Raw genomic sequence first — 17,926 nt, 5'->3', positions numbered from 1 at the left:
ATTAATAACACAAAAATTGTGCCGTTACTTTGTAATTACTTGTTTTTGAGCAAATTTTAAGATTTTTTTCTGCTGTTTGTTTTGGCGTTATAGCCATATGGGCAATGTCTACAGCCACTTTCACAGCAATAACCTCTTCTTTTATGGTATTGCTCTGTAAATACTCTGTAACCTTCTTCAGATAAATAATAGTCGCCTTCTATGGGTTGAAGAATTTTTTTCATACTTGTAAAATTACGAGTTTTATGTTAAGAACATAAATACTTGGTTGTTAAAAGTTAAAATAGTTGGTAGTCGGTGTTTTATAGTTTTTAATCGTTTTAAGTCTTAAAAATGGTATAGTTTCTGTACTAAGTTGTTAAATTTGACATTGTTAATTAATTAAGTACGTATGATTTTAGTTTCAAAACTCTTCTTTAGAAAAAATTATGTAGGCCTATCTTTATGGCCTTTTATAATTTTAAAGAGTGATGCGCTAAGGGATGATGACTCTTTAATTAATCACGAAAAAATACACTTAAGGCAACAGCTAGAACTTTTAGTTTTACCTTTTTATGTAGTGTATTTGTTAGAGTTTGTAATACGTTGTTTATTTTATTGGGATAGCTACAAGGCGTATCAAAATATTAGTTTTGAGCGTGAGGCTTATTTTAATGAAGATAATCCTAATTATTTAAATGAACGTAAACCCTTCAGTTTTATTAAATATCTTTGGCGCTGAAAATTATAAAACGTGAAAGTTTTAAATCAGCAAGTAGATTTACCCATTTTATCAGAAAAAAAGATATCACTCTATATTAAAAGAGAAGATATGCTACATCCTTTTATCTCTGGAAATAAATTTAGAAAATTAAAGTACAATTTACAGCACGTTAAGCAAGTAAAAGCACAAACTATAGTAACCTTTGGCGGTGCATTCTCTAACCATATTGCAGCAACGGCCTATGCAGGAAAAGAAAACGGTATTAAAACCGTTGGTGTTATTAGAGGTGAGGAGCTTGCAGATAAGTGGCAACAAAATCCAACCTTAGCATTTGCTAAAGAAAACGGAATGGAGTTTAAGTTTGTAAGCAGACAAACTTATAGAGAAAAAAATACAACAGAATTTTTAGCCAGTTTACAACTAGAGTTTCCTAATAGTTTTATTTTGCCAGAAGGTGGTGCCAATGAGTTGGCTGTACAAGGTTGTGAAGAAATTTTAACTCCAAAAGATACTATGTTTAACGTAATTTGTAGTGCTGTTGGTACTGGAGGTACTATAGCTGGTATTATAAATGCAAGTAATGCAAGCCAAAGAGTTTTGGGTTTTCCTGCGTTAAAAGGTGATTTTTTAAAAGAAGATATTTGTAAATTTGCCAACAATACAAATTGGGAGCTTATAAATAGCTATAATTTTGGAGGTTATGCCAAGGTAACATCAGAATTAATAAATTTTATAAACTCTTTTAAAGTAACAACCAATATACCTTTAGACCCTGTATATACAGGTAAAATGCTTTTTGGTATTTTAGATCTGGTACAAAAGAATTATTTTGCACCTGACACTAAAATTGTGGCAATACACACAGGAGGATTACAAGGTATAAAAGGAATGAATAGTTTATTAGTAAAGAAAAAATTACCACTTATAAATGAATAAAAATACACCTAAAAATAGTTTAAAATTAGTTTATAAGACATTCTTGTTAGTACTACTTGTTTCTTACACTAGTTGTAAATCAAAAAGAAGCGTGACCAGACAATCACATAAAAAAGTATCTACGATTTCGCCAAAAAATAATACCAATAAGGCTAATGCTCCTTATGCTTTGCCAAAAGATGAAGGGCATTTTGTAAGTTTTGCCATAGAAAATACAGAAGATTACATAAATACATTTGCTGCAATAGCACAAGATGAAATGAAAGTTTACGGTATACCAGCAAGCATTACAATAGCACAGGGTATTTTAGAAAGTGGTTCTGGTAAAGGAGAATTGGCTCGTAAAACCAACAATCATTTTGGTATTAAATGCCATACGGGTTGGGAAGGAGATTTTGATTATCATGATGATGATGAAAAAGGAGAGTGTTTTAGAAAATATAATCATCCAATGTACTCTTTTAGAGATCATAGTTTGTTTTTAACAACCAGAGGTAGGTATTCTTCTTTGTTTGATTTACACGTTAATGATTATAAAGGATGGGCAAAAGGTTTGCGCAAGGCAGGTTATGCTACAGATCCTAAATACCCACAAAAATTAATTTACTTAATAGAAAAATACAATCTTCATAAATTTGATGGTAAGCATAAAGCAGTGCCTAAATCTCCCAAAGAGTATGTAGTAAAAAAACATAGGGTAGAGGCAGGTGAAACACTGTATGCAATATCTAAAATGTATTTTATGGGTGTGCCAGAATTAATGGAGCTAAACAATTTAAAAAACACTAACCTACGTATAGGTCAAGAACTTATTGTAAAATATACTAAAAATTAAATCTTAAAAATGATTTATAAAAGAAGCAGTGCCCTTTTTACTGAAGCAAAAAAATATATTCCAGGAGGCGTTAATTCTCCTGTAAGAGCATTTAATGCCGTTGGAGGAGAACCTATTTTTGTTAAAGAAGCTAAAGGAGCTTATTTATATGATGAAGATGGTAATAGAATTATAGATTATATAGCATCTTGGGGACCATTAATTTTAGGTCATGCTTATGATCCTGTAATTAACGCGGTAATAGAAAAAGCAAAAAAAGGAACGTCTTTTGGGATGCCTACAGAAATAGAAACAGAACTAGCTAAACTGGCAGTTTCTATGGTGCCTAATATTGATAAAATTAGATTTGTAAACAGTGGTACGGAGGCTTGTATGAGTGCTGTCCGTTTGGCAAGAGGTTTTACAGGAAAAGATAAAATTATAAAATTTGCAGGTTGTTATCACGGCCATTCAGATTCGTTTTTAATACAAGCAGGTAGTGGAGCGGTAACTTTTGGTAGTCCTAATAGTCCGGGTGTTACCAAAGGTACAGCCAAAGATACATTGTTGGCTAATTATAATGACTTAGCAAATGTAACGTCATTAGTAGAGGCAAATAAAGGAGAAATAGCAGCCATTATAATAGAGCCTGTTGCAGGTAATATGGGCTGTATAATACCGTCTAAAGAATTTATTACAGGTTTAAGAGAGCTGTGTACAAAAGAAGGTATTTTGTTAATTTTTGATGAGGTTATGACTGGCTTTCGTTTAGGAAGAGGTGGGGCACAAGAAATTTTAGGTATAGATGCTGATATTGTAACGTTTGGAAAAGTTATTGGAGGTGGTTTACCTGTTGGTGCTTTTGCAGCTCGTAATGAAATTATGGATTATTTAGCGCCAAATGGTCCTGTTTACCAGGCAGGAACATTAAGTGGTAATCCTTTAGCAATGAGTGCCGGTTTGGCTATGTTAACAGAGTTAAATAACAATCCAGATATATTTAGAAGTTTAGCAGATAAAACAGAGTATTTGCACAACGGCTTACAAAAGGCTTTAGATAAAAAAGGAATTGCATACCAAATAAATAGGTTTGGAAGTATGATTTCTGTTCATTTTACTGATGAGCCTGTTGTAGATTTTGCCTCTTCGGCAAAAGGAAATAACGATACATTTAAAAAGTATTTTCACGGAATGTTAAGCAAAGGCGTGTATTTACCACCAAGTGCTTTTGAAAGTTATTTTTTAAATGATGCATTATCATACAAAGATTTAGATGATACCATTGCTGCTCTTGAAGATTTAGAGTTGTAAAAAAAATGATAGTACAAAAAAAGGAGCCATTTATGGCTCCTTTTTTGTTTTAAGACTTCATGGTCTTATTCTTTTTTATCATCATTTGTCTCCTGTGCATTTTTCTTTTTTCAGGAGAATGAGTTCTTCTTTTTTGCATTTTACTCCATTGTGCATATTGGTCTTTAGATAAAATCTTCTCCAAAGCTTTCTTTTGAGCTATTTGATGGTCTAATTTTTCATTTTCCATTGCAAACCTTTCTTCAGAAGTTAATTTTTTATCAACACCTTTATTTGCTTTTCTTTCTTCAATTTTTTGTTGAAACATTTTAGCATTTTTTAAATTTAGCTTTTCAATTTTAGATTGTTGATCTTCTGATAAATTTAAAGCAAGTGTCATTTTTTTAGTCTGTAAAATGGCTCTCTGTTCTGGAGTAAATTTTGCCATTCTGTGCATAGCTCTTTTGCCATCTTTTCTCTTGTGCATTTTGTGTTTTGCATCTTTAGAATCTTTCTGTGTTTCTTGGGCAGATATAGTTAAAACGCCTAGCATTAAAACCATTATAAAAGTTATTTTTTTCATATTACTATTTTTTATTGTTTGGTATTTTGACCATCATTTTTTAAAATAGTTTAATTAGAACTTCTATTTTGGCTACACTTTAACATAAAATATAGGGCATAAAAAAAGTCTAAAACCTTAAGGTCTTAGACTTTTTTTTGTATAAAATATATACGTTTACTCTTCTTCAGATAACTGTACAATTAAGTTGTTACTGTTTGTGTTGTCTTCCATTTCATGAAGTTCTACGGTACTTTTATTTTCCTCTAAAACGTTTTCGTTATCAACCTGTACATAAGCAAAAATTGCAACTACTAAACAAGAAAAATATGCTAAGCTTTTTAATTTATATGACATAAGATTTGGGGTTTTTATATCGGTTCTATATCAAAGATACCTAGGTTAATTAATTAATTGTAACTCTTGTTGCGTAACAACCACTTTTAAGTGGTGAAACACTTGTTTTTTGTTGTTTGTTCTCTGCAATATATTAAAAAAATTGAATTAACAAGATAAAATGCATTATTTTATAGATGAAATGCATTTTTATTTATGATTTTAAGTGCTGTATGTAATTTAATTGTTGTGTAAATGTAAAAATATGTAGTGAGCTGTAATGAAGTGAATTGCATATAAAAAGGCTGCAACATAGTAAAGTTGCAGCCTTTAATCCAAGTTAATTTTTCTTATTTAGGATCTAAAATAGCATCTATTCTCTCTTGAATATCTTTTAAGTGAGCTCTTCTAATTCCGTTAGAATTTGAAGCTGCAGATTTTACAGAACGTTGTAATGTTTGCAACTCTGCTCTAACCACGGCTCTAATATCAGACTGGCTAACATTTATGGCTGTACCATACCTAGCTGCTCTACCTGTAGCAGATTTTGGGTCGCTAGTCATCAAATATTCCATACGGTCTATATATGCACGTTGTAAGTTACGTCTGTACGTGTCTATAGATCTTCCTGAGCTTAACTCTTTCCAAATACCTTTTCTAACATCTGCCATCATTGTAGTTAGGTTGTAAGCTTTAGAGCCATTTAAAGCTTCGTTCTCTATCATACGAGCCATTCTACCAGTGTCTAATAGGTTGTTTAATGTTCTAGATTGTGTACTTCTAATACGCTCTACAGCACCAGCATTTTCAATTTTGTTTAAAATGTTGTTGTCTAACAGCCAAGTAGGTGTAGCAAACAATTGTTTGTGCAAAAAGGTAACTGCTCTTTTTTGTTTTTCTTTTGGTACGTGTGTGTATACAGCACCTTCTTGGTCGTATGTTTTGTAGTTTTCATAAACACCACCAACATTGTTAGATACGTGCCCCATATACCTGTTGTATTGCCCTAAAACTTGTCCGTATAACTCATCTAAATCATCATAAGACTTACCATCTTCAGCTGTCCAATTAATTAAGTTAGGAACAATTCTTTTTAAGTTAGCAATACCATAGTCACTAGCTTTCATAGCATCATCACCTAAATCTTCGGTTTGTGAGCTTGGGTCTATTACACCAAATTGTTGTTTTCCAAAACGGTAAAGAGGATCACCAGCGTGCTTTAAAATCCAGCTATCTAAAGTTTTCTTTTCTTCCTTAGCAGATTTATCTAAAATAGGACGGTAACCCCAGCTAATAGAATATTTATCATAAACACCAATGTTAGGCATTAATGCAACACCTTCATCACCAGGCTGTGCTACGTAGTTAAAACGAGCATAATCCATAATAGATGGTGCTGTACCATATTTTTTAGTAAAAGAAGCAGAGCGTAAAGAGTCTACAGGGTATGCAACACTACTTCCCATATTATGAGGTAAGCCTAAGGTATGGCCAACTTCATGAGAAGATACAAAACGTATTAATCTACCCATAACTTCAGTTTTAAACTCAACGCCTCTAGCATCTGGGTTAATAGCTGCTGTTTGTACAAAGAACCAGTTACGTAATAAAGTCATTACATTGTGGTACCAGTTAATATCAGACTCTAAAATTTCTCCAGTTCTAGGGTCACTTACGTGAGGGCCATTTGCGTTTGGAATAGGAGAAGCTAAATACCTAACAACAGAATATCTAACATCTTCTGCAGACCATTCTGGATCTTCTTCTGGTGTAGGAGGTGTTTTTGCTACAATTGCATTTTTAAAGCCTGCAGCTTCAAAAGCAACTTGCCAATCTTCTATACCTTGCTTAATAAAAGGTACCCATTCTTCTGGTGTAGCTCTGTCTATGTAATAAACTATTTGCTTTTTAGGTTCTACAAGTTCACCTCTTTTAAACTTTTCTACATCTTCATCTTTAACTTCTAATCTCCAACGATCTAAATAGGTAACAGATTTACTTTTTTGTGCATCTAAACCATAATCTACTTGGCTACGGGCAAACCAACCAACACGTTCGTCAAAGTAACGTCTTTTCATAGGGTTTTTAGGAAGCAAAATCATAGAGTTATTAATTTCTATAGTTATAGATCCTAGAGCAGAGTTAGATGGTGGATTACCTGCAAAGTAAGTTTTTACGTGTCTTGCTTCAATATTTAGAGGGTAACTTTTAACACTTTCAATATAGCTTCTGCTATCATCTAAACGACTAACTTTATATTGTTTTCTGTTGCGTTCTGGCAGGCCTAAAGTTTTTACATCTTTCTGAAAAAAATCATTAATTTCTATTACAGTAGCTGGGTTAATAGAGTCTTTTTTTAAAGCTTTAATATCAAAAGAATATAAAACTGGCTCTAAATTAGAGTTCATAACGGCTTCATGAACAGGTAGTTTTTCATCTGCAACAATGTTTGTAGACATAATACGAAGAAGAACTTTTTTGTCCTTTTTCTCCCAACGAAGCATTTGTGTGTTAATTTTTCCGCCACCAAAACCTAATCCGGTTGCTGTTTTTGCTATTCTGCTTACCATTAACATTTCTTTGTTAAACAAAGAATCTGGAATTTCATAATAACGTTTGTCGTCTACAGTATGTACGTTAAAAAGACCAGTGTCTGTTTTAGCCTCTTTTGTAATTACCTTATTGTAAGGTTGTATTGCTCCCTTTTTTGGTTTTGGGGCAGGAGCCTCAGTTTTAGCATTTTTTTTGCTTTTCTTGTTCTTCTTTTTAGACTGAGCTTCTAAATTGGTTAATGAGCCAACTAGAAAAACAACCAATAGAAGTTTGGTGAGTAAACTTTTAATCATTGTTAGTTTGAGTTAATTTATTTGAATAAAAACAAATAACTGCAAAAAAATCCTAATTCTATGTTAATAATATCATAACAATACATAGTGTATGTCTTTTAGGTGGAAATACTAATGTATTGGTAATTAGGTGGTTGTGTATTTTATTAACACAACTTAACATTTGTTAATTAAATTACGATTTAATTATAAATATGTTAAAATTTTGTGTTTGTTGTAACTTTTAAAGAATTTTTTCGTCTATTTATATAACAATCAACATCAAAAAGGAATTTTGGAATCTCTTTGAAAGATTGAATTAGTCGATTGAATAGCCTTTGCTTTGCAGAGGCTATTCTGTTTTTTAAAAGAGTAGTGGTAGAATAAATTGATAAAGTACTATTAATAAGCCTACGGCTATTAAGTTTAAAATTACACCAACTCTTGCCATTTGTTTTACTTTAATATATCCGCTTGCAAATACAATTGCGTTTGGTGGTGTAGCCATAGGGAGCATAAAAGCACAGCTACTAGCCATTGTAACAGGTATAAGTATATGTAGCATTGGTATGTTTAAACCAATTGCAATACCAGCAACAATAGGAGCTAAAACAGTTATTAAAGCAACGTTGCTCATAAGCTCTGTCATAAACAACATTAGCAATATTAATAGTGATACCGTAAAAAAGATGTTTATATTACTGTTAGATATAGTTTCGGTAACAGTAGTAACTATACCTGTTGTAGCCATACCATTTGCTAATGCTAAGCCTCCGCCAAAAAGTACTAATATTCCCCAAGCTAACTTTTCTGTGTCTTTCCATTTTAAGATAAAATCTCCTTTTTTTAAGTTATAAGGCACAGCAAATAAAGATACTGCAGCTATCATACTAATTACAGTATCTGATAAGCCTAGTTTTGGAAAAATAGAATTTATTAGGGTTCTAAAAATCCATAAGAACACAGTAATGGCAAAAATTACCAATACCATTTTTTCTTTTTTACTAGTTGGCCCAAGTTTTTTTAATTCTAAATTAATAACGTCCTTAGAGGCAGAAAACTCAAGTTGCTTATTAGGAAACATCCATTTTACAAGCACAAAGTAGATAACAGTTAGTAATGCAATTGAAAATGGCAAGCCAATTATCATCCACTTTAAAAATGATATTTCTATATTGTATTGCTCTTCTAATAAGCCAATTAAAACTGAATTTGGAGGTGTGCCAATAATGGTAGCAATACCACCAGCGTTTGCAGAAAAAGCAATACCTAGCATTACACTAAGAGCAAAATTTTTGTCACTTTTTGTAAAACCATCTTTATCATTAACTAATAATTTTATTACCGACACAGCTATTGGTAGCATTACAACTGTACTTGCAGTGTTACTAATCCACATACTTAAGGTTGCAGTAGCAATAATAAAACCTAATACTACTTTGTTGGGGGTAGTGCCAGTAATTTTTATAATGTTTAAAGCTATACGTTTGTGTAAGTTCACTTTTTCTAGGGCAAGTGCTAAAATAAAACCACCAAAAAATAAAAAAATAATTTTATTACCATAGTTAGCGCCTACTGTATTTAAAGGCATTATTTTTAATATAGGAAACAAAATTAAAGGTAGTAGTGCGGTAACAGAAATAGATACAGCTTCCGTTATCCACCAAATAACCATCCATAGAGCTATTGCTATAACAGCATCTGCATTTGTAGATAGTATTGTTGTGGGTAGTAGTATAATGCATAAAAAAACTAGAGGCCCAGCTACTAGTCCAATTTTTTTGCTTATTGCCATAATATATAATGCTTATAATTATACAAATATAGAATTTGAGAGCAAACCAGAAAGAAAAGAAATTTACATAAGCTAAAAACTGTAATTAATTTTCTTTAGCTAATTGCACTAGCTCTAATGTGGTTAGGTAAAGTGGTTTGTTTTCCATTTTACTTTTTAACCAGGCATAAAAACTCATTACAAAAATGTCTTCTTTTTCTTTTCCTACCCACTCAAAAGAGTTTTCTACTTTGTCTTTAAATTTAGTTGTAGTAATAAAACTTGGGTCCTTATAATATAGCTCTACAAAAGATAAATAGGTAATTGCTTTTTGTTGTTTTATTAGTTTTAGGTATGTAAAATAATTTCTTTTAAAGCTTCGTAATTTAGACTCTACAAGGTTAATATTATTTAACTCTGTATGTAAAATAATCTCAATTAAATTCTTTTTTATAACCCAATCTTTTCCCGCTTTACTTTCGTAATAGTTATCTGTATGGTAAAATTTAGAAAATATATGGTGAGCATCTTTAAATCTTTGGGCTTGTATGTAAAACATACTTAAGGCTAAGTAGATTTTAAGTAAAGAGTCTGTATCTGCGTGTTTAGTGTTTATGTGTTTTTCTAAAATACCAATAGCCTTTTCTTGTTGGCTGCTGTAGTTAGTGTTTAAAGCAAGTAAAAATTGATGTTTTAATTTAAAAGAATTGTAATATTTTTTGTTGTTTGCTAACATTTGCGTTTCCATTAGCTTTAGATAGTGAAGTGAGTCGTTAAACTTTTTATTTCTAAATAATGTGTTGGCAATTAAATACAATACTTCTATATGGTAATACAGTTGTTTGCTGGCGCTTTTATGTGTTTTTAAAATAGCGTAGGTTTTTATTATAAAGGGTTCTGTTTTTAAATAGTCATTGGTAACAAAGGCAGGTATACTTACCAGTGTTATTAATTGGTATAACGATTTAAAAGACATTGACTCGTTAACCGAAATATGGTGCTCCTCTAGTGTTTTTTTTAGTAAAGTTTCAATATCTATTACATCTCCTTTATAGGTTATATTATTTAGTGTTTTGCGCATTTTGGCGTACACAATATTTAATTGATCTTCTATAAACAGGTTTTTCTGGTTTTCTTTAAATTTATTAATGAGAACAGTAATGTTGCTATCTGGGTTAGCATAGGCATACTGAATTTTAGTGTGATAAATTTCGTTTAAAATAGAAAATAGATAATGAGATTTTGCTAGTGTTTCTGCTTTAGTTAAAATTTTATAAGCCACCTTGTACTGTTTATTATGCAGAAAAGATCTTGATGCTAATATGTATTTAATGACTTGCATATCAACAGAGTTTTCTTCTTCCAGATTAATATTAGCTATAAAATCTATTAAAGAATTGTATAAACGTTTTCTTAATGCGTGGTAAGCATTTTTTTTATTACTATATAAATGGTTACAAATTTCTGTAGAAGATAAATTGTTCTGCTGTAATAATTTAAAAAGCTGAATGTTTTTAGTATCATTTCGTTTGTTTTTTTTCTTTAAAAAAAGTGCAAACTGTTGCTGTTCTTCAGTGGTAAGTGTGCTTATTATTACATTTAAATCAGTCATTTAATCGTCATTAAAAATTTATTTTTTCATATAAATATAGGCTATTTAATTTATTTTGTATAAAATATATCGTCAGTTATTTGTGTAAGTTGTGTTGTTGTAGGTTTTAAATCGTTACATATTTGTACCGTAATCAAAACACAAAAATTATGGATTATCAAACAAATGTTTCGTTAGACAAAGAATTGAAATCAAAAAAGAAGAAAAGTAAAAAAGTGTATGATCAAAAACCAACTCCGGCATTTATAGGTGCTGCTTGGACATCTTTATTTGTGGGTATGGCAGCGTTTTGTATTGGTTTATGGAACGCAGATATGTTATTAAATGAAAAAGGATACTACTTTACAATTTTACTTTTTGGATTATTCTCTGTAATATCTGTACAAAAAGCAGTGAGAGATAGGTTAGAGGATGTACCTGTGACAGATATTTATTACGGTATTAGCTGGTTTGCAGCGGTAGCATCTATAGTGTTGTTAATAGTAGGTTTGTGGAATGCAGATTTGTTGTTGAGTGAAAAAGGATTTTACGGTATGTCTTTTTTATTGAGTTTATTTTCTGCAATTGCGGTGCAAAAAAACACAAGAGATGTGCAGTACATAGACCGTAATGATAAAAATGAAGATTAATTTAACAGTACTTAAAAATTAAAACAAACAAACTTATTTGTTTTGATGATGGTTATCTTTTAACCAAAAACAGCGTTACTTAATAGTAACGCTGTTTTAAATTTATTGGTAAATGGATTTTACGCTATTTCTACAAACAAACCATCATCAGTTTTATTCACTTTAGCAACACCATTTTTTGTTAATTCTTTAATAGTTTTATCCCATTTTTTATTACTTAAACCAGAATTAGATTTTAATTCATTTAATGGTAGTTTTTCAGCCTTTTTTAAAAGAGCTAAAACAGCTTTACCTTCATCACTTAAAGCAACCGCTTTACGTTCTGGCTTCATTTGAGGAAAAAACAATACCTCTTGTATAGATTGGTTGTTGGTTAAAAACATAATTAACCTATCCATTCCTATTCCCATACCAGATGTAGGTGGCATACCGTATTCTAAAGCACGTAAAAAGTCCTCATCAATAAACTCAGTAGCTTCATCATCACCTTTTGCGGCAAGCTTTAATTGGTGCTCAAAGCGCTCTCTTTGGTCTATTGGGTCGTTAAGCTCAGAGTATGCATTTGCAATTTCTTTACCACAAACCATAAGCTCAAAACGCTCTGTAAGTTCTGGGTTATCTCTATGCTCTTTACAAAGCGGACTCATTTCTTTTGGGTAATCTGTAATAAATGTAGGTTGTATGTAATTGCCTTCACATTTTTCGCCAAAAATTTCATCAATAAGTTTTCCTTTACCCATTGTGGCATCAACCTCTATACCCATACCTTTAGCTGCTTCAAAAATTTCAGCTTCAGTTTTACCAGTAATATCAAAACCAGTAAAATGTTTAATAGAATCTGCCATTGTTACACGTGCATAAGGCGCTTTAAAATTAATTTTATGCTCGCCAAATGTAGCTTCACTTGTACCGTTAACAGCAATTGCACAATGTTCTAGTAGTTTCTCACAAAAATCCATCATCCAATTATAATCTTTGTAAGACACATAAATTTCCATAGCTGTAAACTCTGGGTTATGTGTTTTGTCCATTCCTTCGTTTCTAAAGTTTTTAGAAAACTCATAAACACCATCAAAACCACCAACAATTAAACGCTTTAAATAAAGCTCGTTAGCAATTCTCATATACAACGGAATATCTAAACTGTTGTGGTGTGTAATAAATGGCCTAGCAGCGGCACCGCCAGGAATAGGTTGTAAAATTGGAGTTTCTACTTCAAAATAACCAGCGTCATTAAAAAAGCTACGCATTGCGTTAAACAACTTAGTACGCTTAACAAAAACCTCTTTAACGTGCGGATTTACAACTAAATCTGCATATCTACGACGGTAACGTAACTCTGGGTCATTAAATTCATCAAAAACTTTGCCTTCAGAATCTACTTTTGGTAACGGCAATGGGCGTAAAGATTTACTAAGTAATGTAAACTTTTTAACCATTATTGTTTTTTCACCTACTTGTGTAGTAAATAAATCACCTTCAATACCAATAATATCTCCAATGTCTAATAGTTTTTTGTAAACATCATTATACAGGGTTTTATCCTCACCAGGGCAAATTTCGTCTCTGTTAAAATAAACTTGTACCCTACCTTCGCCATCTTGTAGCTCTGCAAAAGAAGCTTTACCTTGAATTCTTCTAGACATTAATCTACCAGAAATAATCACCTGTTTACCCTCTTCAAAATTTTCTTTAACTTGTTTAGAGGTAGTGTTTACTGGGTATAAATCTGCCGGATATGGGTTAATGCCCATTTCTCTTAGCTTGCCTAATTTTTCCCTTCTGATGATTTCTTGTTCCGAAAGCTGCATATATCTATAATTAAGGCTGCAAATATAGTTACAAACTGGTAATCTATCAAAGTAGAAAGTACATTAGCATATAAAGGTTTTTAAATTTTTATATTTTGATGCTAGTATGTTGTAAATCATTAGTGTTAAATATGTTGTTTTTGGTTAATGAGTATTTGGTTTATCAACCTAAAAACAAACCTTAAATAGTGTTTTGAAATAAATTTGAAGAAAAATAGTAACAATTAGTGTTTTGAAGCGTCATATAAGTACATCAATCAAAATAATAATAAATGAGTTTTTGGAGAGTTTTATTGGCTATTTTATGTCCGCCTTTGTCTGTTATAGGTAAAGGATGCGGATCTATAGTTATTGTATTTTTACTATGGTTATGCGGTTGGGTGCCTGGCACAATTGCGGCACTTATAATATTGAATAATCCAGACAGATAATTGTATCTTTGTAGAATGAATAAAGAAGTATTTCTACAAGATTTAGGACAGAAGGATTATAAAGAAACTTGGGACTACCAAGAAGATCTTTTTAAAGAAACTTTAGATATAAAAATAAAAAACAGGCGAGAAGATGCTGGTTTAAAAACACCTAATCACTTTTTGTTTGTAGAGCATCCGCACGTGTACACTTTAGGTAAAAGTGGCGATATGGCTAATTTGTTAATAGATGAAGAGCAATTGGCTAAAAAAAACGCTACTTTTTATAAAATTAACAGAGGAGGAGATATTACGTATCACGGTCCTGGACAAATAGTTGGTTACCCAATATTAGATTTAGATAACTTTTTTACAGATATACACAAATACTTACGGCTGTTAGAAGAAATGGTAATTTTAACCTTAGCAGAGTATGGTTTAAAAGCGGAACGTTCTGAAGGAGAAACTGGAGTTTGGTTAGATGTTGGTACACCGTTTGCTCGTAAAATTTGTGCAATGGGTGTGCGCGCTAGTAGATGGGTAACAATGCACGGTTTTGCCTTAAATGTAAATGCAGATTTAGGGTATTTTGATCTTATGATTCCGTGTGGAATAAAAGATAAAGCAGTGACTTCTTTAAACGTTGAATTGGGTAAAAAAGAAGTAAATATAGCAGAAGTAAAAGAGAAATTACTAAAGTATTTTACAGCATTGTTTGAAGCGGAAATGGTTTTAAAATAGGCTATTAATTTATTTTATACACAATTATAGAGTTGTCTAAGTCTTTAGCAACCAGTTCTAGCTTTTTATCATTGTCTATATCGGCTAAGTCAATTAATGAGCTTCCGTAAACCGGAAAGTTTTGTATGGCTTCTGCTTTGCTATCAAACAAATATATTTTTTGGTTCTGTAAGTCGGTAACGGTAACGTATATTTTATTGTTTATGTAAAATATTTTTGGTTTACTGTACATACCTAACTCTAAAGTTACTTTTTTTCCTTTAATGGATATGGTATTCTGGTCCATTAATACTAGTGTATTGGTTGTGGCATCTATACCGTGATCTTTAATAAGGTTAAATTTAGAAGCAGAAGTTTTACCGTTGGTAGTTATTTGGTGTAAAACAGCAGTAGTATCTGTAACTGTAAATTTATTTTTAAACAAGACTACATCATTGTTAGAAAATGCAATTTTATTAGTTGTTTTCACTCTTACCTTACCAACTCGGTTTAAAATTTTAAGCGAGCCGTCTTCATGCATAAAAACCAGATAGTCTTTATTGCCAACAACAAAGTGCTGTGGTTTTTTTATTATAGAACTGCTTGCTTCTGTGTATTTAAAACCTGTAACAATTTCTGCTTTAGCATTGTACATAAATACTTTTTTGCCTTGGGTAACAACAAATCTGTAATTTTTGTTGTTTTCATAGTCAAAAACGGCTAATTCGTTCAAGTTTCCACCATCATAAGTTATAGAGAAGGGGGCAACTAATTCTCCGTTTCTGTCTAAAATTAAAAACTGATTATTGGTTGTAAAAGCAAATTGCAGCCTACCGTTTTTGTATAGGTCTACTTGTTTTATCTTTCCTTGTATTTTACTTTCCAATTGTTTTTTCCACAATACTTTTCCGTCTGTAGAAATTAGATATAAATTATTTTCTATATCCTGTACTATAATTTCTTTTTTATTGGTTCTGTGGTTTTTTACAAATTGTGGTTCTGTGGCTAAATCATTATCTAATTGTATAGTAAAAATTGGAGTAGTAGTGTTAGCCTTAGTTGCTTTATTAATTTTTTGAATTGTTATATTAGTGTGGTAAAAGTTAGCATCTGCAACAAGCTGGTTTGCATAAAAATAATCATTTAAATCAAGTTTAATTTTGTTTTCTAAAAAGGTAGAATTTAAAAGTTCTTCAAGTTTTTTAGAATTAGAAATTTGCAAAACAGAAGATTGTTTTGCCATAGTTTCTGTAGCAGATGTGTATAGTGGTGTTTTATTAAACGTGGTACCTGATTTGTAATTATTAATAATGTCTTGTAGTGTCTCAATTTCTTCAGTAAAAATAAAAGCATTACCTAAAATAGTGTAGTAATTGGTACTAAACTCCTGTATTAAAGGGCTAAAAATAGATGTTAAAATAGTGTTGCTATTTAATGTAATTATAGGATTGTCTTTGTCGTTAGCTTTTTTATAAGTACTTAGGTATTCATCTATATTATCTGCGCCAAAGGTTTGTAGTAAAACTGCTTTTTTAGAATTTGTTGTAATTATAGCTATTTCTTCAACCGTAGTAAAAATTGAGTCAATTTTGGTTTTTATACCTAAATATTTTAATCTGTTTTTTGCAAATGTTGTATAGTTTGTAAATGTGTATGATGTTATAGCCTCCGTTTGTAGAGGTGCATAATTTTGAGCTCTATTAGCTACTGCTTTGGTATTTTTAAATAAATTTAAAAAGTTAACAAGGCTGTCATTAGTTGTGGTAATCCCAGCTAAATTTAATTGATTTTGTTTGGTGTTAATGTCTAATGAAACCCAATTTATATTTTGTTTAATGCTTAGGCTGTCTTTATTACTAATATTTGTTAAAAACCAATCATTATTTTTATTGGTGAAAATTGTAGCAGTTTTATTGTTGTTAGATGCATTATATAATTTATAAATACTAGGGTCTACACTTTTAGAGCTATTAAGTGTACTTATAATTAAATCTTTATCTGAAGAAAAAATAGTAAACGGTTTTTTAGTAACTGTATAATATAAAACACTGTCTATTTTATACTCTTTATAATTAATGTTGTTTATGGTTTTTGTACTGTGGGTAAATAAACTATCAAGATTATGCAGGTTAACAGAATCTTTGGTAATGTATAAATAGCTGCTAATAATACTATCTTTAGTATTAAAAGTTAAAAGACCTTTGTTGTTTGGTTGTAAATGATTTAAAATTTTACTAGCCTCCTTAAAAGTTTTAAATTTATGAGAGTTCATTAAAGTATTTAAAACCTGGTTATTTTTAATGTTACTACTAAGGCTATTGTAATCGTTTATTTTTAAAATTACAGATGAGTTGTTAGGTAAGTAATCTAAAATATGTGTTTTAGTTTGTTGTTTACTAGTACAACTAAAACAGCAAATGATGAGTAACGCAATAACAATTTTTAATTTCATACAATTACAACTTATAATAACAAAGTTAAATTAATTTACCTATAGCGGAAATTTTAATTGCTCTGGTAATTGTTTAAAGCTTTTACGGTGGTATTTTGTTAGTCCAAATTCTCTAATAGCCTCTCTGTGCTCTTTAGTGGGGTAACCTTTATTTTTTTTCCAGTTATACATAGGAAATTCTTTGTGTATTTTTTCCATATATGCATCTCTGTACGTTTTTGCTAATACAGAGGCTGCTGCAATACTCAAAAATTTTGAGTCGCCTTTAATAATGCATTCGTGTTCAATTTTTTTATAAGGTTTAAAACGGTTACCATCAACAATTATAAACTCTGGTTTGGTAGTTAGCTTACCTACGCTTTTATGCATAGCAAGTATAGACGCGTTTAAAATGTTTATTTCATCTATTTTTTTAGGGTAAATATGTGTAACTCCAAAACAAATGGCTTGTTCTTCTATAATAGGTTTTAAAAGTTCTCTTTTCTTTTCAGATAGCAATTTGGAGTCGTTTAATATGTCGTTTTTAAAATTCTCTGGTAAAATAATTGCAGCAGCGGTAACAGGTCCTGCTAAACAACCACGTCCCGCTTCATCAGTTCCTGCCTCGTTAATTAATTTGTAGTAAGATTTTAACATAAAAAGTGATAATTGGAATGTAAAACTAAGTATAATTTTTATTTAAATGTATTGTGTTCTGTGCGGTTAAAAAATTCACACTTAAGAACCTTTAACTTTTACTGATAATAATTAGTTGTCATAAAAACTTGTTTGGGTTAACGCTATTTAATTATATATATACTGTTATGTCATCTAGTATATACATATGTTTTTTTTTGTAAGGTTTTTACTAGTTGGTATTAAGTATTAATCATTTTGTATTTAAATTTTTCACATTATTTTGGTTAAAAAATAAGGTGTTTTGTTGCTTTATGTGTCTTAATTTTAGTAAAAGCTTAATAGTTCTTTTATTTTTAACATTTACTGCTTTCGTTAACTATAATTTCTTGTGAGCTTAACTCTTAATTAGGAATTTTGTTAGATACTAACTCAAA

The 17,926-nt window shown here is 30.8% G+C and carries 16 protein-coding genes; 7 read left to right on the top strand and 9 right to left on the bottom strand.

Going from position 1 to position 17,926, the window contains the following annotated elements; all coding sequences use genetic code 11:
• Positions 1 to 56: 56 nt before the first annotated feature.
• The gene (locus tag PBN93_RS03455; RefSeq protein ID WP_161633467.1) at positions 57 to 224 is read right to left on the bottom strand and encodes a DUF5522 domain-containing protein; all 168 of its coding nucleotides are present in this window, start codon (positions 222 to 224) and stop codon (positions 57 to 59) included.
• A gap of 167 nt (positions 225 to 391) precedes the next feature.
• Here PBN93_RS03455 and PBN93_RS03450 point away from each other — a divergent pair, with 167 nt between their 5' ends.
• Genes PBN93_RS03450 through hemL form a run of 4 tightly spaced genes read left to right on the top strand, consistent with a single transcriptional unit; the run spans position 392 to position 3,764 of the window.
• The gene (locus PBN93_RS03450) at positions 392 to 721 is read left to right on the top strand and encodes a hypothetical protein (protein WP_077398830.1); all 330 of its coding nucleotides are present in this window, start codon (positions 392 to 394) and stop codon (positions 719 to 721) included.
• Between the two features lie 12 nt (positions 722 to 733).
• Positions 734 to 1,639: a 1-aminocyclopropane-1-carboxylate deaminase/D-cysteine desulfhydrase gene (locus PBN93_RS03445; protein WP_271081433.1), complete on the top strand. Its 906-nt coding sequence runs from the start codon at positions 734 to 736 to the stop codon at positions 1,637 to 1,639.
• Positions 1,632 to 2,474, top strand: coding sequence for a glucosaminidase domain-containing protein (locus PBN93_RS03440; protein ID WP_271081432.1), 843 nt, complete (start codon positions 1,632 to 1,634; stop codon positions 2,472 to 2,474). The genes PBN93_RS03445 and PBN93_RS03440 overlap by 8 nt, the downstream gene beginning before the upstream one ends.
• A gap of 9 nt (positions 2,475 to 2,483) precedes the next feature.
• A complete protein-coding gene (gene hemL, locus PBN93_RS03435; protein WP_077398824.1) occupies positions 2,484 to 3,764 on the top strand; it encodes a glutamate-1-semialdehyde 2,1-aminomutase in 1,281 nt (426 codons plus the stop codon).
• 49 nt (positions 3,765 to 3,813) lie between these two features.
• On the opposite strand, the gene PBN93_RS03430 is transcribed toward hemL, so the two are convergent.
• The 5 genes from PBN93_RS03430 to PBN93_RS03410 all read right to left on the bottom strand — a co-directional run bounded on the left by PBN93_RS03430 (position 3,814) and on the right by PBN93_RS03410 (position 10,852).
• The gene (locus PBN93_RS03430; protein ID WP_271081431.1) at positions 3,814 to 4,326 is read right to left on the bottom strand and encodes a hypothetical protein; all 513 of its coding nucleotides are present in this window, start codon (positions 4,324 to 4,326) and stop codon (positions 3,814 to 3,816) included.
• A gap of 156 nt (positions 4,327 to 4,482) precedes the next feature.
• Positions 4,483 to 4,662 carry a hypothetical protein gene (locus PBN93_RS03425; protein ID WP_271081430.1) on the bottom strand — a complete coding sequence of 60 codons (180 nt, stop codon included), beginning with the start codon at positions 4,660 to 4,662 and terminating at the stop codon, positions 4,483 to 4,485.
• A gap of 329 nt (positions 4,663 to 4,991) precedes the next feature.
• Complete coding sequence (locus tag PBN93_RS03420) at positions 4,992 to 7,487, bottom strand: zinc-dependent metalloprotease (protein ID WP_271081429.1); 2,496 nt, start codon at positions 7,485 to 7,487, stop codon at positions 4,992 to 4,994.
• Positions 7,488 to 7,830: 343 nt separating this feature from the next.
• Entirely contained in the window at positions 7,831 to 9,261 is a 1,431-nt protein-coding gene (locus PBN93_RS03415) for an SLC13 family permease (RefSeq protein WP_271081428.1), read from the bottom strand.
• 85 nt (positions 9,262 to 9,346) lie between these two features.
• Positions 9,347 to 10,852: a hypothetical protein gene (locus PBN93_RS03410; RefSeq protein WP_271081427.1), complete on the bottom strand. Its 1,506-nt coding sequence runs from the start codon at positions 10,850 to 10,852 to the stop codon at positions 9,347 to 9,349.
• A gap of 149 nt (positions 10,853 to 11,001) precedes the next feature.
• Here PBN93_RS03410 and yiaA point away from each other — a divergent pair, with 149 nt between their 5' ends.
• Entirely contained in the window at positions 11,002 to 11,481 is a 480-nt protein-coding gene (gene yiaA / locus PBN93_RS03405) for an inner membrane protein YiaA (protein ID WP_077398812.1), read from the top strand.
• Positions 11,482 to 11,600: 119 nt separating this feature from the next.
• Here the strand turns inward: yiaA and lysS are convergent, their stop codons facing one another.
• Positions 11,601 to 13,292, bottom strand: a complete 1,692-nt coding sequence (lysS, locus tag PBN93_RS03400) for a lysine--tRNA ligase (protein ID WP_077398810.1) — start codon at positions 13,290 to 13,292, stop codon at positions 11,601 to 11,603.
• A gap of 272 nt (positions 13,293 to 13,564) precedes the next feature.
• Between lysS and PBN93_RS03395 the strand changes: the two genes are divergently transcribed.
• The gene (locus PBN93_RS03395) at positions 13,565 to 13,723 is read left to right on the top strand and encodes a YqaE/Pmp3 family membrane protein (protein ID WP_013620258.1); all 159 of its coding nucleotides are present in this window, start codon (positions 13,565 to 13,567) and stop codon (positions 13,721 to 13,723) included.
• 15 nt (positions 13,724 to 13,738) lie between these two features.
• Positions 13,739 to 14,443: a lipoyl(octanoyl) transferase LipB gene (gene lipB, locus PBN93_RS03390; RefSeq protein ID WP_271081426.1), complete on the top strand. Its 705-nt coding sequence runs from the start codon at positions 13,739 to 13,741 to the stop codon at positions 14,441 to 14,443.
• A gap of 4 nt (positions 14,444 to 14,447) precedes the next feature.
• Here lipB and PBN93_RS03385 read toward each other — a convergent pair whose 3' ends face one another.
• Both PBN93_RS03385 and PBN93_RS03380 read right to left on the bottom strand, forming a co-directional pair.
• Positions 14,448 to 16,874, bottom strand: a complete 2,427-nt coding sequence (locus tag PBN93_RS03385; RefSeq protein WP_271081425.1) for a ribonuclease HII — start codon at positions 16,872 to 16,874, stop codon at positions 14,448 to 14,450.
• A gap of 39 nt (positions 16,875 to 16,913) precedes the next feature.
• On the bottom strand, positions 16,914 to 17,510 hold the full coding sequence (locus PBN93_RS03380; RefSeq protein ID WP_271081424.1) for a ribonuclease HII: 597 nt from the start codon (positions 17,508 to 17,510) through the stop codon (positions 16,914 to 16,916).
• Positions 17,511 to 17,926: the final 416 nt, after the last annotated feature.

Source organism: Cellulophaga omnivescoria (assembly GCF_027915275.1).
GTDB classification, from domain to species: Bacteria; Bacteroidota; Bacteroidia; order Flavobacteriales; family Flavobacteriaceae; genus Cellulophaga; species Cellulophaga omnivescoria.
The sequence above is the reverse complement of the archived record's forward strand: the minus strand, read 5'-3'. Positions and strand labels throughout refer to the sequence as shown.

What these genes read in the sequence shown, in the direction of transcription:
- PBN93_RS03455 (WP_161633467.1), bottom strand. Translation starts at nt 224, where the DNA reads ATGAAAAAAATTCTTCAACCCATAGAAGGCGACTATTATTTATCTGAA.
- PBN93_RS03450 (WP_077398830.1), top strand. Translation starts at nt 392, where the DNA reads ATGATTTTAGTTTCAAAACTCTTCTTTAGAAAAAATTATGTAGGCCTA.
- PBN93_RS03440 (WP_271081432.1), top strand. Translation starts at nt 1,632, where the DNA reads ATGAATAAAAATACACCTAAAAATAGTTTAAAATTAGTTTATAAGACA.
- hemL (WP_077398824.1), top strand. Translation starts at nt 2,484, where the DNA reads ATGATTTATAAAAGAAGCAGTGCCCTTTTTACTGAAGCAAAAAAATAT.
- PBN93_RS03430 (WP_271081431.1), bottom strand. Translation starts at nt 4,326, where the DNA reads ATGAAAAAAATAACTTTTATAATGGTTTTAATGCTAGGCGTTTTAACT.
- PBN93_RS03425 (WP_271081430.1), bottom strand. Translation starts at nt 4,662, where the DNA reads ATGTCATATAAATTAAAAAGCTTAGCATATTTTTCTTGTTTAGTAGTT.
- PBN93_RS03420 (WP_271081429.1), bottom strand. Translation starts at nt 7,487, where the DNA reads ATGATTAAAAGTTTACTCACCAAACTTCTATTGGTTGTTTTTCTAGTT.
- PBN93_RS03415 (WP_271081428.1), bottom strand. Translation starts at nt 9,261, where the DNA reads ATGGCAATAAGCAAAAAAATTGGACTAGTAGCTGGGCCTCTAGTTTTT.
- PBN93_RS03410 (WP_271081427.1), bottom strand. Translation starts at nt 10,852, where the DNA reads ATGACTGATTTAAATGTAATAATAAGCACACTTACCACTGAAGAACAG.
- yiaA (WP_077398812.1), top strand. Translation starts at nt 11,002, where the DNA reads ATGGATTATCAAACAAATGTTTCGTTAGACAAAGAATTGAAATCAAAA.
- lysS (WP_077398810.1), bottom strand. Translation starts at nt 13,292, where the DNA reads ATGCAGCTTTCGGAACAAGAAATCATCAGAAGGGAAAAATTAGGCAAG.
- PBN93_RS03395 (WP_013620258.1), top strand. Translation starts at nt 13,565, where the DNA reads ATGAGTTTTTGGAGAGTTTTATTGGCTATTTTATGTCCGCCTTTGTCT.
- lipB (WP_271081426.1), top strand. Translation starts at nt 13,739, where the DNA reads ATGAATAAAGAAGTATTTCTACAAGATTTAGGACAGAAGGATTATAAA.
- PBN93_RS03385 (WP_271081425.1), bottom strand. Translation starts at nt 16,874, where the DNA reads ATGAAATTAAAAATTGTTATTGCGTTACTCATCATTTGCTGTTTTAGT.
- PBN93_RS03380 (WP_271081424.1), bottom strand. Translation starts at nt 17,510, where the DNA reads ATGTTAAAATCTTACTACAAATTAATTAACGAGGCAGGAACTGATGAA.